The organism is Shewanella hanedai, from assembly GCF_007197645.1.
In the GTDB taxonomy this organism is placed as follows: domain Bacteria; phylum Pseudomonadota; class Gammaproteobacteria; order Enterobacterales; family Shewanellaceae; genus Shewanella; species Shewanella hanedai.
Genome location: NZ_VKGK01000003.1, coordinates 137,804 through 153,465, shown reverse-complemented (window position 1 = coordinate 153,465; position 15,662 = coordinate 137,804). Strand labels below are relative to the sequence as shown.

At 42.3% G+C, this 15,662-nt stretch carries 16 protein-coding genes; all 16 read right to left on the bottom strand.

Annotated features, from left to right (window positions below; all coding sequences use genetic code 11):
- Positions 1–7: 7 nt before the first annotated feature.
- Entirely contained in the window at positions 8–2,107 is a 2,100-nt protein-coding gene (gene flhA, locus FN961_RS04100) for a flagellar biosynthesis protein FlhA (protein WP_143563277.1), read from the bottom strand.
- A gap of 240 nt (positions 2,108–2,347) precedes the next feature.
- The gene (gene flhB, locus FN961_RS04095; protein ID WP_143563276.1) at positions 2,348–3,481 is read right to left on the bottom strand and encodes a flagellar biosynthesis protein FlhB; all 1,134 of its coding nucleotides are present in this window, start codon (positions 3,479–3,481) and stop codon (positions 2,348–2,350) included.
- Positions 3,474–3,611, bottom strand: coding sequence for a hypothetical protein (locus FN961_RS25765; RefSeq protein ID WP_185972717.1), 138 nt, complete (start codon positions 3,609–3,611; stop codon positions 3,474–3,476). Before FN961_RS25765 ends, flhB begins: the two co-directional genes overlap by 8 nt.
- On the bottom strand, positions 3,611–4,408 hold the full coding sequence (gene fliR / locus FN961_RS04090; RefSeq protein ID WP_143563275.1) for a flagellar biosynthetic protein FliR: 798 nt from the start codon (positions 4,406–4,408) through the stop codon (positions 3,611–3,613). The genes FN961_RS25765 and fliR overlap by 1 nt, the downstream gene beginning before the upstream one ends.
- A 70-nt stretch (positions 4,409–4,478) precedes the next feature.
- The gene (locus FN961_RS04085) at positions 4,479–4,748 is read right to left on the bottom strand and encodes a flagellar biosynthetic protein FliQ (RefSeq protein WP_143563274.1); all 270 of its coding nucleotides are present in this window, start codon (positions 4,746–4,748) and stop codon (positions 4,479–4,481) included.
- 9 nt (positions 4,749–4,757) lie between these two features.
- Positions 4,758–5,504 (bottom strand): flagellar type III secretion system pore protein FliP, encoded by a 747-nt coding sequence (gene fliP / locus FN961_RS04080; protein WP_143563273.1) that lies wholly within the window; start codon positions 5,502–5,504, stop codon positions 4,758–4,760.
- Positions 5,501–5,875, bottom strand: a complete 375-nt coding sequence (gene fliO, locus FN961_RS04075; RefSeq protein ID WP_143563272.1) for a flagellar biosynthetic protein FliO — start codon at positions 5,873–5,875, stop codon at positions 5,501–5,503. The genes fliP and fliO overlap by 4 nt, the downstream gene beginning before the upstream one ends.
- 10 nt (positions 5,876–5,885) lie before the next feature.
- Positions 5,886–6,269, bottom strand: a complete 384-nt coding sequence (gene fliN, locus FN961_RS04070; RefSeq protein ID WP_143563271.1) for a flagellar motor switch protein FliN — start codon at positions 6,267–6,269, stop codon at positions 5,886–5,888.
- Between the two features lie 56 nt (positions 6,270–6,325).
- A complete protein-coding gene (fliM, locus tag FN961_RS04065; RefSeq protein WP_143563270.1) occupies positions 6,326–7,354 on the bottom strand; it encodes a flagellar motor switch protein FliM in 1,029 nt (342 codons plus the stop codon).
- A 166-nt stretch (positions 7,355–7,520) separates the two neighbouring features.
- Positions 7,521–8,042, bottom strand: coding sequence for a flagellar basal body-associated protein FliL (fliL, locus tag FN961_RS04060; RefSeq protein ID WP_143563269.1), 522 nt, complete (start codon positions 8,040–8,042; stop codon positions 7,521–7,523).
- A gap of 119 nt (positions 8,043–8,161) precedes the next feature.
- On the bottom strand, positions 8,162–9,784 hold the full coding sequence (locus tag FN961_RS04055) for a flagellar hook-length control protein FliK (protein ID WP_143563268.1): 1,623 nt from the start codon (positions 9,782–9,784) through the stop codon (positions 8,162–8,164).
- Positions 9,785–9,950: 166 nt separating this feature from the next.
- Positions 9,951–10,397 (bottom strand): flagellar export protein FliJ, encoded by a 447-nt coding sequence (gene fliJ, locus FN961_RS04050; RefSeq protein ID WP_143563267.1) that lies wholly within the window; start codon positions 10,395–10,397, stop codon positions 9,951–9,953.
- Between the two features lie 62 nt (positions 10,398–10,459).
- Positions 10,460–11,800 (bottom strand): flagellar protein export ATPase FliI, encoded by a 1,341-nt coding sequence (fliI, locus tag FN961_RS04045; protein WP_143563266.1) that lies wholly within the window; start codon positions 11,798–11,800, stop codon positions 10,460–10,462.
- An 89-nt stretch (positions 11,801–11,889) separates the two neighbouring features.
- Positions 11,890–12,885: a flagellar assembly protein FliH gene (fliH, locus tag FN961_RS04040; protein WP_143563265.1), complete on the bottom strand. Its 996-nt coding sequence runs from the start codon at positions 12,883–12,885 to the stop codon at positions 11,890–11,892.
- The gene (gene fliG / locus FN961_RS04035; RefSeq protein WP_143563264.1) at positions 12,885–13,931 is read right to left on the bottom strand and encodes a flagellar motor switch protein FliG; all 1,047 of its coding nucleotides are present in this window, start codon (positions 13,929–13,931) and stop codon (positions 12,885–12,887) included. Before fliG ends, fliH begins: the two co-directional genes overlap by 1 nt.
- Positions 13,931–15,634, bottom strand: coding sequence for a flagellar basal-body MS-ring/collar protein FliF (fliF, locus tag FN961_RS04030; RefSeq protein ID WP_185972723.1), 1,704 nt, complete (start codon positions 15,632–15,634; stop codon positions 13,931–13,933). The genes fliG and fliF overlap by 1 nt, the downstream gene beginning before the upstream one ends.
- Positions 15,635–15,662 lie beyond the last annotated feature (28 nt).

The following is a 15,662-nucleotide window of genomic DNA, read 5'->3' as shown; positions in this document are numbered from 1 at the left end:
ATGCCCTCTACTGGCCAACCGCAGACACTATTCTAATCTGCTTTTCATCGGGTACTTCCTGATAGGATATAACCCTTAAGTTTGGAATCGTATGTTTTACAAACCGAGATAAGGTGGAACGTAACATACCTGACGTAAGCAATATCGCTGGTTGACCTATCATTTCTTGCCTTTGAGATGCATCCTCTAAAGATTTCTGCATCCGCTCAGCTAAACTAGGCTCAATATTCGGGCCTTCACCACCTGTTGCTTGCATAGACTGATGCAACATCTGTTCCAACTCTGGCGCCAAAGTAATGACAGGTATTTCAACTTCTGGTCCACTTATCTCCTGAACAATCATCCGTTTTAATGAAATACGAACAGCAGCTGTTAACACCTCAGTGTCAGCACTCTTAGGCCCATACTCTAATAATGTCTGCACTATAGTCTTAAGATCTCGAATCGATACCCCTTCATTTAGCAGGTTCTGCATCACTTTGACCACTGTACCAAGTGGCATAACATCAGGAATAAAGCCATCAACCAATTTTGGAGAATGTTTTTTCAGCATATCCATTAACTGCTGAACTTCTTCGTAACCAAGCAACTTAGCTGCATTATTGGTTAACAATTGACTTAAATGTGTTGCGACAACCGTTGCGGCGTCAACGACTGTATACCCCAACGATTGTGCATGCTCTCTCAATTCAGGCGCTATCCACACTGCTTCTAAGCCGAAAGCAGGATCTGTAGTCTCTATGCCATCTAATTTTCCGTAAACCTGTCCTGGGTTGATAGCAAGCTCACAATCATAACGAATGTCAGCCTCTCCCGATGCAACTCCCATCAAAGATATACGATAGCTATTTGGAGAAAGATCCAGGTTGTCTCTGATGTGAACTGCGGGAACTAAGAAACCTAACTCTTGTGAAAGCTTTTTACGCACGCCCTTTATACGGCCTAACAACTCTCCGCCTTGCCCTTTATCCACCATAGGAATCAAACGGTAACCAACCTCAAGGCCAATAGTATCAACATGTTGTACATCATCCCAACTCAACTCTTTTGGTTTACTGTCTGCTGTTTCTGTTGGCGGCTTCAAAGCTAACTCTAACGCATTTGTCCGTTTGGTCTCTTGCTTGCGATATAGGAAATAAGCAATAGAGGCAGTGATCACACCAAATGAAAGAAAAGCAAAATGTGGCATACCCGGTACTAAACCCATGACTAAAAGTACGCCCGACGCGATGGCAATTGACTTTGGACTGTCAAACATCTGACTAATCATCATCTCGCCCATGTCACCAGCTTCATTCTGGCGCGTTACCATTAATGCAGCAGCGATGGACAGTAGTAGTCCGGGAATTTGAGCAACAAGACCATCTCCAATGGTCAACAATGTATAAATCTCAGCAGCGGTAGAAAAGTCCAGATCATGTTGAACCATACCAATCACAAATCCACCTAGGATATTGATAACAAGGATCATGATCCCAGCAATGGCATCGCCCTTTACAAATTTTGAGGCACCGTCCATTGCCCCATAAAAATCCGCTTCTTTAGTCACCTCTGCTCGGCGAACTCTTGCTTGTTCCTGATTTAAAACCCCAGCATTCAAATCTGCATCGATGGCCATCTGCTTACCTGGCATCGCGTCCAATGTGAAACGAGCACTCACTTCAGATATACGGCCAGCACCTTTAGTGACAACTGCAAAATTGATAATAATCAAGATTAAAAATACGACGAGTCCAACAGCATAGTTCCCACCAATGACCACGGAACCGAATGCTTCAATGACCTTACCTGCCGCATCACCACCATTATGTCCTTCAAGCAGTACGACTCGAGTAGAGGCAACGTTCAACGCGAGGCGTAATAAGGTGGCAACAAGTAACACACTCGGAAAAGCAGCAAAATCTAAAGGTCTATTGGTATAAATAGACACAAGCAAAATGATAAGTGCGAGTGAAATGTTAAAAGAAAATAAAATATCAAGGAGAAACGCGGGGATTGGCAAGATAATCATTGCCAATGCAGCAAGCACAAGCAACGGCGTTCCAAGCCCTTTGAAGTTAGCGGGTTTGATATTTCTAAACTGACCTAAACGAGCTTTAACATCCATTCAAAAGAGTCCAAATTTTGACATCTAGCTCTAGTAAAGCAAGATTTAAGCCACTATATCAATCACGTCAATAGCAATTGATTTAGTTAATGTTTTTAATATGGGGGCTTACTATACTGATTAATTATCTTTAAATGAATATTTTAGAGCAACTATCTAAAAAAATTTTCAGTTAATACCATGACTTTTGATTAGCATCACTGAAGCCATCCTAAGAATCATCGACATATCTCTAAATACTTAAAATTTCAAATCTTCCGGAATAGGCTGATTGACAGGGATCTGAGTCGGTCTCCTCCCACCACGCTGTTGATATTGTCGTAACTGGAACACGTAAGCTAACACCTGTGCTACAGCAGTAAATAAGCCTTCAGGGATCTCCTGATCGATTTTCGTTGTATGGTAAATCGCTCGAGCAAGTGGTGGGGCCGAAACAATCGCAATTTCGTGCTCGCGAGCAATCTCTCTTATTTTAAATGCCACATCATCAACACCTTTAGCCAGTACATAAGGAGCTGTTGACTTCATCGCATCGTATTTAACCGCCACGGCGTAATGTTCAGGGTTAACAACAATCACATCGGCATTGGGCACTTCACTCATCATCCGACGTTGCGCCATCTCTCTTTGAAGTTGTCTCAACCGCCCCTTAACCTCAGGCTTACCTTCAGTGTCTTTGTATTCGTCTTTAATCTCCTGTTTAGTCATCTTTAATTGTTTATTGTGATTCCAAATCTGAAATGGCACATCAATAACAACAATCACTAAGGTTGAAGAGCAAAGTAAGATGAACATCCAGGCAAGCAGATCAAGAGAATGATAAACGTTACCAGGAAGGTGTTCTCGAGAGAGTGCTAGAATATCATCAAAATAGTAGCTCAACAGAAAATAAGCCGATAACGCTACCACTGAAAATTTTGCAATACCTTTGGTTAACTCAACCAAAGCCTGTACGCCAAACATTCTTTTAAAACCTTTTAGTGGGCTCATCTTGTCAGCCTTTGGCATAAAGGCCTTAACTGAGAAAGTGATCCCTCCGAGTACTATATTGCCAATAAATGACACCACAGCTAGAAAAGCAATTAAACTCAACATGGGTAACGCTAATTCAGAGCCAATAAACGACCAAATCATAAACATCTCATTGGTGTCGAATAGTTGTGATCTCTCTTGGCTAAAAAGCGTCGTCATGATTAAAGCTAACGCTTTGGCAATACCAGGGCCTACCATTACAAATCCAACAGCAGAAGCGAGTAAAACAGCTGAAGTACCTAACTCTTTTGATCTGGCAACCTGACCTTTCTCCCGCGCTTGTTCGCGGCGTCTGGGGGTTGCCTCTTCGGTTTTCTCTTGACTACTGTCATTTTCAGCCATTGCTTACCCCCAATAAGTCATCAATGACGACATCATTAATCGTAATACGTTGGAGTTCAGCAATATCGCACAAGAGCCCTTGAATCACTAAACACACCGACCCGTTCATCCCAATATGATGACTTACCATTAGAACAACCCATCAGAATTACACTGTAATTCAACAATATCGCACAAGAGCAGTTGAGCAGCCCGCCATACAGCACCAAAGTGTTCCATAATGGGCGTTAACGTCAACCATAGGATAAATAATCCCGTGACCATAGTGACAGGGAAGCCGATGGCAAAGATGTTAAGTTGTGGAGACGCTCGGGTCATCACACCAAAAGAGAGGTTAATCATTAATAGCGCCACTATCGCTGTCATCGACATAGTTAACGCAGCACCAAACATATACGCGCCCCACTCCGCCAACATTTTATAACTTGTAATGCTAATCCCTTGATCAGATATTGGGATCGTATCAAAACTTGCCACCAACATCCGAATCAATACTAAGTGCCCATCAACGGCTAAAAATATCATCGTGGTTAATAGTAAAAAGAAATTACCAATTACGGGTGTTTGTTGACCCGAGGATGGATCGACCATAGATGCGAAACCTAAACTGGTTTGCATACCAATAATTTGTCCCGTCAACACAAAAGTTTGCATAACTAGTAGAGTGACAAACCCCATTGCCACACCAATAACAATTTGTTGAAAGGTAATGAAAGCAGAAGAGACTGAAAAGAGATCCACATTTTCAACGGGAGGAAGCACCGGAGCGATAGCGAAAGTTATCGCCATTGATAACAGAACTCGAACCCTGACAGGCGTAGTATTCGCACCAATAATAGCCATTGCCATCAACATACTGGCGACTCTAAATAGGGGCCACATATAGGACGCGATAGTGTCCATTAACGTGCCCATTAAGATCTCCATCGTTATGACACTTTATTTTTAATATGCTCATTCACTGACGGTGAACAAGTATTACAAAATACAGCCCTCATTAGCCTATGACCTGTGGGATCATATTGACCATCTCGATGAAGAAGTCGACCATTGTCTGGATCAAGGTGTGCCCAAGAAACATAAGCGCAAATAACGTGGTTAATAAACGAGGTAAAAAACTTAATGTCTGTTCGTTAATGGATGTCGCCGCCTGAAAAACGGCAACAACAAGACCAATAATAAGACCTGGAATAATGATCATAGAAACGATAATCACAATAACTGATAGGGCCTCGCGGAAAATATCAACCAGGGACTCTGGACTCATAATGCCTCCCTAGGTACCAAAACTATTGGCTAACGTTCCCATCACTAAACTCCAACCATCGACGAGTACAAACAGCATAATTTTAAACGGAAGCGACACAATCATAGGCGATAGCATCATCATACCCATGGCCATCAAAATACTGGCAACCACAAGATCAAGCACTAAAAAGGGGACAAAAAGCATGAAGCCAATCTGAAAAGCCGTTTTTAGCTCACTAGTAATAAAAGCGGGAATAATGACACTCATGGGAGCCTCTTCCGCTGACTTGATATTTGTATACCCGGAGATTTCAATAAAAGTCTCCAGATCGGTTATCCTCGTTTGAGCCAACATAAAGTCTTTAATTGGCTCTTTTCCCGTATGAAAAGCTTGCTCTATGGTTAATGTTTCATTGATATAAGGTGTTACCGCTTCATCATAAACCTTGTCAAATACAGGTGACATGATAAAAAAAGTAAGGAACATACTCATACCAATCAACACCTGATTAGAGGGAGTTTGCTGCAGCCCGATGGCTTGTCTAAGAATAGAAAGAACGATAATAATGCGAGTAAACGAGGTTAACATAATGAGCATTGCAGGCAAGAAGCTCAATGCCGTCATCAGCAATAATATCTGCATCGTGACTGAGTATTGAGTCTCACCATTAGCACCTGTCGACACCGTAACAGCAGGCAAGATGCCGTCTTGAGCAAAAAGTTCTGGAGAGATGACTAACAAGGTCAACGTGATAAAAATCAGAATGCGCTTCATAGTTGTTTTGTCTTAGCTTGGCGTAATCGAGTTGCGAAGGTTTGAGTATCTATTTTGACGGTTTCATCTAACTTATCAATTAAATTAACTTGTTGAGATGTGACACCTAATAGATATTGTTGACCATTGAGCTCTATCAGCACAACTTTCTCTTTTTGCCCTAACGGTGTCACAGCAACCATTTTTAGCACCCCATTACTCGCAGGCACTAAGTTAAGTCGTTTTACAATGTAAGCTAATACAAATATCAGTACGAGCACCAGTATTAGCCCCCCCATCATATTAGACAGAGCCATTAACGCAGAGCCTTTCTCTATCGGGGCAACAGCCTCGGAGGCCGCGACAACACCACCGGCTAACAATGAGAGCATTTTCTGACCTTTATTTTAGCTTCTTAATACGTTCCGTCTGACTGATAACATCTGTCAAACGAATACCAAATTTATCGTTAACCACAACCACTTCACCATGTGCGATTAAAGTGCCATTCACCATAACATCCAATGGTTCACCAGCCACACGATCTAATTCAACCACTGAGCCTTGGTTAAGCTGTAATAAATTACGAATATTAATAAAACTACGCCCAACTTCCATTGAGATGGTCACTGGGATATCCATAATTGAATCTAATTTAGCAACTTCCTCACTCGTCAGCGGTGCTGAAGTGTCAGTTAGTTCATCAAACTCAACCGCTTCTACTTCTTCTAATGCTTGTTCGGCCATCGCATTGGCCCAATCATCACCAGTATCTTCTGTGCTCATCTTATCTACCTTAATATTATCTTGCTAAACAGTTAGTGACTCACTGCAGCTACAACTTATAACTCTTTAACTTCTCGAACTTTAGCTTTGCGGGTGATCAGCTGAAGTTCAGATTTGGCTGTTTCAGGTCGTGGAATTTCCTGAATAATGTGTAATGCTAAATTATCTCGAGTTCTACCTAACTTACATCGATAACTAGGCAAGTCTTCTACTCTTAGAATAATATGTTCTGGAAGTTCAACAGGAATCACATCGCCTGTTTTCAGTTCCATGACTTCTTTTAATGTGATCTGATGCTCTACAATCGTTGCATCAATTCCCACATCGACATCCATGATTTCATCTTTTAACGCTTGAGACCAACGCATATCTGTATCTTGAGTGTCACTCTGTACGCCAGCATCAAGAAGTTCACGTATAGGTTCAATCATCGAATAAGGCATCGTGATATGGAAATCACCTCCTCCGCCATCGACCTCAATATGAAATGAACTAACAACGACAACTTCGGTAGGACTGACAATGTTAGCCATAGCAGGATTGACTTCAGAATCTAGATAATCGAACTCTACATCCATCACTGGTGCCCAAGCGTCTTTATAATCCTCAAAAATAATTTTAAGTAGTAGTTGCACGATCCGTCTTTCAGTTGGCGTAAACTCTCGCCCTTCAATCTTGGCATGGAAACGTCCATCACCGCCAAAAAAGTTATCTACAAGAATAAAAACAAGCCTCGCTTCCATCGTAATTAACGCTGTTCCTTTGAGTGGATTCAAACGCACCATATTCAAACTTGTAGGGACAAATAAGGAGTGAACATACTCACCAAATTTGAGCATTTGCACACCATTAATTGAAACCTCCGCAGCTCGACGCATCATGTTGAACATGCTAATTCGTAAATGACGGGCAAACCGTTCATTTACAATTTCAAGCGTAGGCATACGTCCACGGACAATACGATCTTGAGAGGAGAAGTCATAAGAACGGGCATCAGCAATGTCCAGTTCCTCTTCATCTTCCTCTACATCATCAACTCCGTGCAATAACGCATCAATTTCGTCTTGGCTTAATAGATCACTCACAATATTGCCTTAATTAAACTATAAAAAGAGGGCGGCTCATTAAACAACCGTTCAACTGACATCCATGACCATTGCTTCAAGGTATCAACCTAATGCTCTAAAAAGAGGGTATTCTATTATTTTATTGAATCAAAAACATAATTTACATTCACAGTGATTCAAAAAGTTACTGCATAACAAATCCAGTAAACAAAACCTTCTCAACCACTTTGCTTCCGGTAACGGGCTGTAATGTGTTTTGAACATTGAGTAATGCAAGTTGACGTAATTCATCTTTCCCTGACAGGGAACTCATTTTTTGAACATCGGCACTACTAAACGTTGTCAGAAGTGCATCTTCAATAAGCGGAATATGTTTTTTGATTAACACATCATCATCAGAGCCTCGAACCATGAGTTGAACTTTTATCTCAACTAACCTTGAACGACTTGCTCCAGGAAGATTAAACAAAAAAGGCCGTGGCATGCCAACATAAAATGCCTCACCAGTGTTCTCCTCTTCAACGACTTCAGCAGCACCATCTTCAGCCATGGCTGGATCGCTCGCTTCGCTAGAACCAAGGAAAAACCATACACCGCCACCAATACCCAGTAATAAAACCAAACCGATGACGCCAAACACAATCAACTTTTTCTTACTTTTTGGTTGGTTGTTCTCTTCAAGATCTAAGGATTCTTCAGCAGCCATGTTATTTCCCTTTTTAAAAATGTCTTCAGGATAGATAAAGTCAGAATAAAAACTTAGTTACTAAGGATTTTAGTTAACATTAAGACGATCCACACATTCAATTACTATAGGTTACCTGCTTATGCGTAATAATCTATACCTGAAGGGTAACTAGTTGCTTGTTTTGAGCTTATTAACGATTCCTCTGATGACATTTCATCCAGTTCTGAACCAAATTGACCACCGCCCTCTTCTGAGCTTTGCTCTCCATCGGCATCATTACCTCTATTGTCTTGAGAAACTTGACTGTCCACTAACTGCATTCCCTGCTCAGACAGAAGCTCTTTTAACCGTGGAATAGCTTGTTCAATAAGATCACGAGTTTGATGTTGAGCCACATGAAACTGGACTTGAGTTTGGTCACCTTGAACTTGAATTCGTACCATCAATTGACCCAATTCAGGTGGGTCGAGCCTAATTTCTGCATGTTGGATCCCTTGGCTAACCATCGTAATGAGCTGTTGTTTCATCACTGGCGAAAACCGCTGGATCATATCCTGCATCTGTACTTGCTGTTCATTGCTTTGTTTCAATGACAGTTGAATTTGTGCAATATCAGTTCGAGTAGCTTGCTGCGGTGTTAACTGAGAACTTGCTGATTGCAATTTAGATTCCGCTCCTGATGTTGTTTCAGAAAAAGCGGAGCTAAGCTCCATCCCCGCTTTCATCGGCGTCAATTTAACTGAAAGCTCTGCACCTTTCAGTTGTTCCTCTGCAGCGACTTGACCTTCGGTCAGTGGCTTGGTATTAGCTGAGATAATTTCAGTTTGACTTACCAGCTTTTCACCTAGGATGGTGTTGAACTTAATGCCTTCACCTTTATCTTTTGATGTCAGCTCTTGGGTATGGATAGAGGTATCTTTACTTCCCTGAACTAAAAATTTGTCTTTACTAACATCAAACTGATTAAGCTTATCCAGCCTATTTTGCTCATTATCCGTAGTTGCAGCCTTTAATGGGTTCTTATTAGCTATTGAATCAGACATAACAGTTCCAGAAGTTTGCACTTCAGGGCCTTTCACTTGATTCTGCTTAGATAAAGCCTCACTATTTATTGTTGTATTATCTGCTATTGATTTAGCATTTCTACTTAAATCAATGATCTCTTGCGAACTTCCCTCACCATTTTTAACCAGTGCAATTAGCTGAGACAAGGTTTCAGGAGGAAGTGCTTCTAACTCCTCCTGACTAAGACCGCTTTGATTCATAAGTTCACTAAGAAGCTGTTCATCAAGAAGTTGCTCATCGAGAGATTCTGACTCAATATTCAATGCAGCGGCCATCTCTTCAATTGAAGTATCTTCTATCAGAAGATCATCAAGCGGCAAAATATCGCCGTTAACCTTATTGCTAGCGGCATAGCTTAATTCTGCGGCCAAATTAATTTGTGCCAAGACATGAGACACATCGATTAAATCACCATCACTAGTGTCATCCGTATCAATCGATTGAACTTGGACGCTCTGTTCGACTTCGCTATCTAATGACGGAGTATTAGTAGGCTCACTAGCAGCTTTAGCGGTGTTTTTTTCAGCAGATTTAGCGTTAACAGGCTGTTTAGCCTCAACACTTGCTTGCTTTAGTGCTGTAGAAAAGTCGCTATTCTCAGAGGATTTATTGTCGTTACTCGCCAGCTTAATATCTGAGTTTGGTTGACTTTCAGCCTTATTGCTGGCTAAAAGTACATTGTTCATTTTCTGCATGAAGCCTCCGAAAAACGCTAAAACCTACGTGATGAAGGCCCCTATGTAGCGTCAAAATGTCGACCGGCTAGGCCGAATCAAAACCGATATAGTTAACTAAGCAATTTAAGTGCCAACCATGGAGTCTGAAGTTAGTTTTTGTCATTAAAACATATAGATATAATCGTTAACGAACACGCTTGCGATAAAACTGTTGAGAAGCAAATTCATCTATCATCTTTTGCTCTCTTCTTAACTCCTCTTGCGCTACTTTATCAGCCTTACGGGCAAGAAGGAGTTCGACAGCTTTGCGTTTTTGTTGCATCTCTTGCCAACGGTTTTGTCTGTGTAATCTTTGGTTATCAGCATCCTGAATCGATACAATCTGCTTCGTGATCGCCTCATCAATCTGTCTGACGAATTGATGAAACTGGTGATAATAACTCGCACTGATGCTTTTTCCGTGATGGTCTTCCATCTGCTTCATATAGTCGAGACGATAATTTCTTAGCGCTTCAAGCTGGCTTTGACATTTTTGTAGCATCAATTGAGCCGACTTGAGTTGCAAACCGGCTTGTTCTTCAGCATCTTTTGCCAGTTTTAACACTGTGTCTAACGGATCATGCTTTGCCATTTAATCTCCAAAAATAACCCGCACTACTTATATTAATCGGCCTTTCGCTTTAAAACGGCCCCTTAAACCTTACATTGCGCGCCCATTTGGGTCAGCATCAGCTCACTACTATCAAAGCTTATTGCGTCCTTCATGCTCTGCCGTAAAAAAGCATTCATTGCTGGCTGTAAGCGAATCGAGTTATCAATCCTTGGATCACTTCCCTGAGTGTAAGCCCCAATAGAGATAAGATCTTTGTTCTGTTGATACAATGAATAAACTTGTTTGACACGGCGCATTGCTTCTAGATGTTCTGGGCTTATCACCATAGGTGCAACACGGCTAATTGAAGCTTCTACATCAATAGCAGGGTAATGGCCTGAATCAGCTAACTGACGAGATAATACGATATGACCATCTAAGATGGCTCTTGCTGCATCTGCAATCGGATCTTGTAGATCATCACCTTCTGTCAATACAGTATAAAAAGCAGTGATCGAGCCTTGACCTGGCGCACCATTTCCCGCTCTTTCAACTAATTTAGGAAGTTTTGCAAATACCGAAGGCGGATATCCTTTGGTCGCAGGAGGTTCACCAACCGCTAGCGCTATCTCTCTTTGTGCTTGAGCATAACGAGTTAAACTATCCATCAGTAACAATACGTTATAACCGAGATCTCGAAAGTACTCAGCAATACGCGTTGATGTTTCACAAGCACGTAATCGCATCAAAGGCGAAGTATCGGCAGGAGCCGCGATGACCACAGAGCGAGCACGTCCCTCCTCTCCTAGTATTTCCTCAATAAACTCTTTAACTTCTCGACCACGCTCACCAACGAGACCTACCACAATAATATCGGCGGTCGTACCTCGGGTCATCATGCCAAGAAGTACACTCTTTCCGACACCAGAACCAGCAAAAAGCCCCATTCTTTGGCCTTTCCCCACTGTCAGCATGGCATTAATCGCCCTAACACCGACATCGAGTGGTTCTGTTATTGCGCGGCGCGATAAGGGATTAATTGGCACTGAGTGCCTTGGGGCTTTTTGATCTGTTTGCAGACGTCCCAGCCCATCAAGAGGCAAACCGTTACCATCAAGAACCCTACCGAGTAAAGATAGCCCCACATTCAGTCCACTCTGCTCGCCGAGAGGAGTCACTCTTGCACCAGGGAGAACTCCACGGAGCTCTTCTATCGGCATCAAATAAAGGAGCTTGTCATCAAAACCGACGACTTCAGCGACGAGCTCACCCGCTGACGTTTCAATACTGCAAAGACTGCCTATAGAAGCACGACAACCTGTTGCCTCAAGCGTTAACCCAACCACGCGCACAAGTTGCCCACTCGCTTCAGCAACGAATGGGTGTACTTTATCCGACTGTTGTTTAATTCTATTAAGCAATTGATTTGGGCGGCTATGCATCTTTTGTTCGCCTTGTCGCTAGACTTGATTTACGACCTAAAATAGAAATGACAACTCTATTCAGACTATTTGAAAATAACGGGTAGTGACTACAATTTCTCAACTGAATCATCACTGGCTACTTGCGTATCATCAGCTTGATTAATTGGATCCTCAATTAAGGGGGCGCTGTCAGCACTAGCTGGAGTATCAGCGGCGTTCAATTCTGGATTTGAATGTAAATCATCCTCAACGTCTTCCCCATGATTGACAACAGAAGATGTACCTAATGTCTGTTTTTGCTGTTCAACAATTTGACCTAAATTTTGGTGGTGACCTTCCAGTTCCTGTAATACAGCACTCATTCTAGATTCCAGTCGCATATCGATACTGCTGCGCTGACTTGAAATAATACAATCCCCATGAGATAAACTTGGATCACTCTCAAGTTCCCAGCGATTTTTTTCCAACTGGTTAGCAGTATATAGCTCTTGAGTAAGTTGATAGTCATCAGGGTGTAGACGGATCACGACCCCTTGCTCTTTCAAAGGTAAGGAGTCAACACCTTGCCTTAACGTAGTTAAAATATGTTCTGGATGCGTTTTAATTTCATGTCCGACAACCGCACGAGCAAGCTTAAGCGTCAGTGACACCAACTCCTGCTCTATTTCGTTATCAAGCAGTTCAAGTGGTTTTTCAAATTGATTGACCAAGTGTTCAAACCGTTTTACTAATTCGAGAGCTTTCTCAATGCCTTCTTGATAACCCTGCTCTTTACCTTGTTCAAACCCTTCTTCGTGGCCTTGCTTCAAGCCTTCTAGGCGACCCGCTTCAAGCCCTGCTTGATGGCCCTCCTCCTTCCCTTGGGAAAAACCCTCATTCTCAGCTTCTTGTCTAATCTCTTCGATTTGACTTAAAGTAGGTGGCAAGATTGAGGCAGGCTCTTCGGTTATCGGTTTTTGAAGCGTTCTTCGCCCAAAAAGATTAGAGACATCTTCAGGAATAGCTTCCGTTACATCCGGAATGTGCCATTGAGTGTACTCTTGTTCACTCTTTTGGGTTTGAATCTCTGTGTCTGTCGAATCTTCAGGTTCATTTGGCTTCATTATAAGAACTCTTCACCACCGCCACCGCCTAACATTATTTCACCACTGTCGCTCAAGCGACGCGCAATGGATAATATCTCTTTCTGCGCAACTTCAACTTCGCTTATCCTGATTGGCCCCATGGCTTCAAGATCATCAGCTAATAGTTCAGCCGCACGTTTTGACATATTACCGAGGACTTTATCTTTAAGTAGATCATCAGCCCCCTTAAGCGCTTTCATTAAGACGTCCTGTTGAACTTCTCTTAATAATGCTTGTATACCGATATCATCAACATCAATCAGATTTTCGAACACAAACATCAGATCTTGAATTTGTTGAGCCATCTCTTCATCAGACTCACGGAGCGTCTCCATCAATTGACTTTCAACCCCTGTATCCAAATAGTTCATGATATTTGCAGCAGCTTTCAAGCCGCCCATTTTCGCTGCTTGTGCACCACCTTGACCAGCGAATTGTTTCTCCATAATATCATTCAATTCTTGCAATGCCGCAGGCTGAACCTCTTCCAGATTTGCGATTCTCATCATTAAATCTAAACGCGTATTTTCTGGTGATTGCGCAAAGATTTCAGCTGCTTGATCCGGTTCTAAGTAAGAGAGCACGATAGTTTGGATCTGTGGATGCTCATTTTGAATAATGGTGGCAACTTGTCGAGAATCCATCCATTTCAATGATTCAAGGCCTTTAGCACCACTTCCCATAATGATCTGTTCAATCAGATTGCCCGCTTTATCTTCACCTAATGCGGCAGTCAGTGCTTTACGAACAAACTCTTCACTATTAAAACCAATCGACGAATATTTCTGTACTTCATCGAGAAACAGTTGATGTACAGCAATGACCTTTTCTTGACCAAAGTCTTTCATCGCCGCCATCACCATGCCCACATTCTGAACTTGTTTCGGCTCTAAATGCTTTAAAATAGAAGCGGCATCAGCTTCACTTAAACTAAGCAATAATATAGCCGTTTTTTCAGCACCACTAAGATCATCGATAACCGACTGCCCCTTAGCTCCACCCTCTGCCACTTCGTTAGTACTCATTATTGTGGTTCATCCTCTTGTAGCCATCCTTTGACAACCTGGGTCGACAATTCAGGTTCATTGGCCACTAATGCCCTAATCGCCTTAATCATATCATCATCTTTATGCAGGTTTGGTATCAAAATTGAACCGTCATCGTTGTAACTATATTCAGCTTCAGGTCGATTCAACATCCCGAGAGTATCCGATGCATATTGATCTTCTATTTCTGCTAACTCGTCACCAAATTTAGGCTCATCAGGTAGACCGTTGTTATCCGGGTAGATGAGTTTCTTCAGCAAAGGTCTGACAATAAATAAGATTAGAGCAAGAATAACGAGTCCGCCCATCGCCAGTTTTGCAGCTCGCCAAAACCAAGGTTGCTCCCACATTTCCAGCGCAGGCATCTCTTCGATCAATTGATCCATAAAGGGAACGGTAACGACTTCGATCACGTCACCACGCTGAGTATTGAATCCCACAGCACCTTCGAGTAAACGTCGAATATTACTCATCTCTTGATCAGTTCGTGGTACACGGTTGACTTGGCCATCTTCAGAAACGGGACCTGATTTGAAATCGACAGCAACCGAGACACTGACACGTCTTACCACGCCTATTTGTTGCTTCGTATGGCTAATAGTCGTATCTAATTCAAAGTTTCGAGTTGCTTCTTTATGAGTAGAACCTGAGTTCCTACTTGCCTTTTTAGCTTCTTCTGTCATTGCATCTTGAGGAATATTAGATTCCATTGGAGGCTGGTTAGTCAATGCGCCTGGTATGCCACCGTTGGTGCCAGAATTAGAGTTGTTTTCAACCGTCATCTCACTACGCAGAGCAGGTAAGTCTGGGTTATATCGTTTTGCTGTTTGCTCAACAGCAGTGAAGTCCATATTCACATCCACTTGTGAAGTGAAGTTCTCAGGACCTAATATAGGCATTAAAATGGATTCAATCTTGTATCTGTATTCTGACTCTTTCTGTTGAACTAACTCTAGTTCACGTCTGGCTCGTGCTGAAGCACCATCTTGACTGCCAGAATTAAGTAGGCGACCGTTGGAATCAGTCACCGTCACACGCGTTGGTTCTAGTCCTTGAACTGCTGAAGCGACAATATCGACTATCGAGTCTACCTCTTCTTGGCCTAAGCCGCTTCGACGAGAAGTGATAACGACTGTAGCACTTGGTTTTGAACGGTTTCTTGCAAAGACATTTTCTTTAGGTATCGCAAGTATCACTTTTGCACGAGTGACACTTTTAAGCTCTTCAATTGCTCTGGCTAAGTTCTGCTCTTGACTGTGTTTGAGTCTTGCTTGCTCCATACGTTGGCTAACGCCGAAGCCACTATCCTGACTGAGGTAATCATTAGCACTCGCAGCGTTATCGACTCCCTCTCTGCTAAGCATCAATTTAACATCTTGATACTGCTCTTCCGGAACTTTAACTACGTCACCCTCAATCTTATAATCAACTTTATTCTTGTCTAATACATCTAACACTTGAATCATATCTTCAGTCGCCATCTTTCCCAATGGTCTGAATTCAGGTTCTTGTGCCAACAACATAACAAATACAGCCACAGCAAGGCATATAGCGAGAGCAAGGATCATCGTCACCTGACGCAGCATATCGGACCCACCAAAAGATCCGAGTCCGCCAGACTTATTCTCTTCCTGTACACCACCGGCAGTGTCATTGCTTCCCAGATTTGTACCTACAACCATATCAGTGCTCAAAATAGATCCCTGCTTG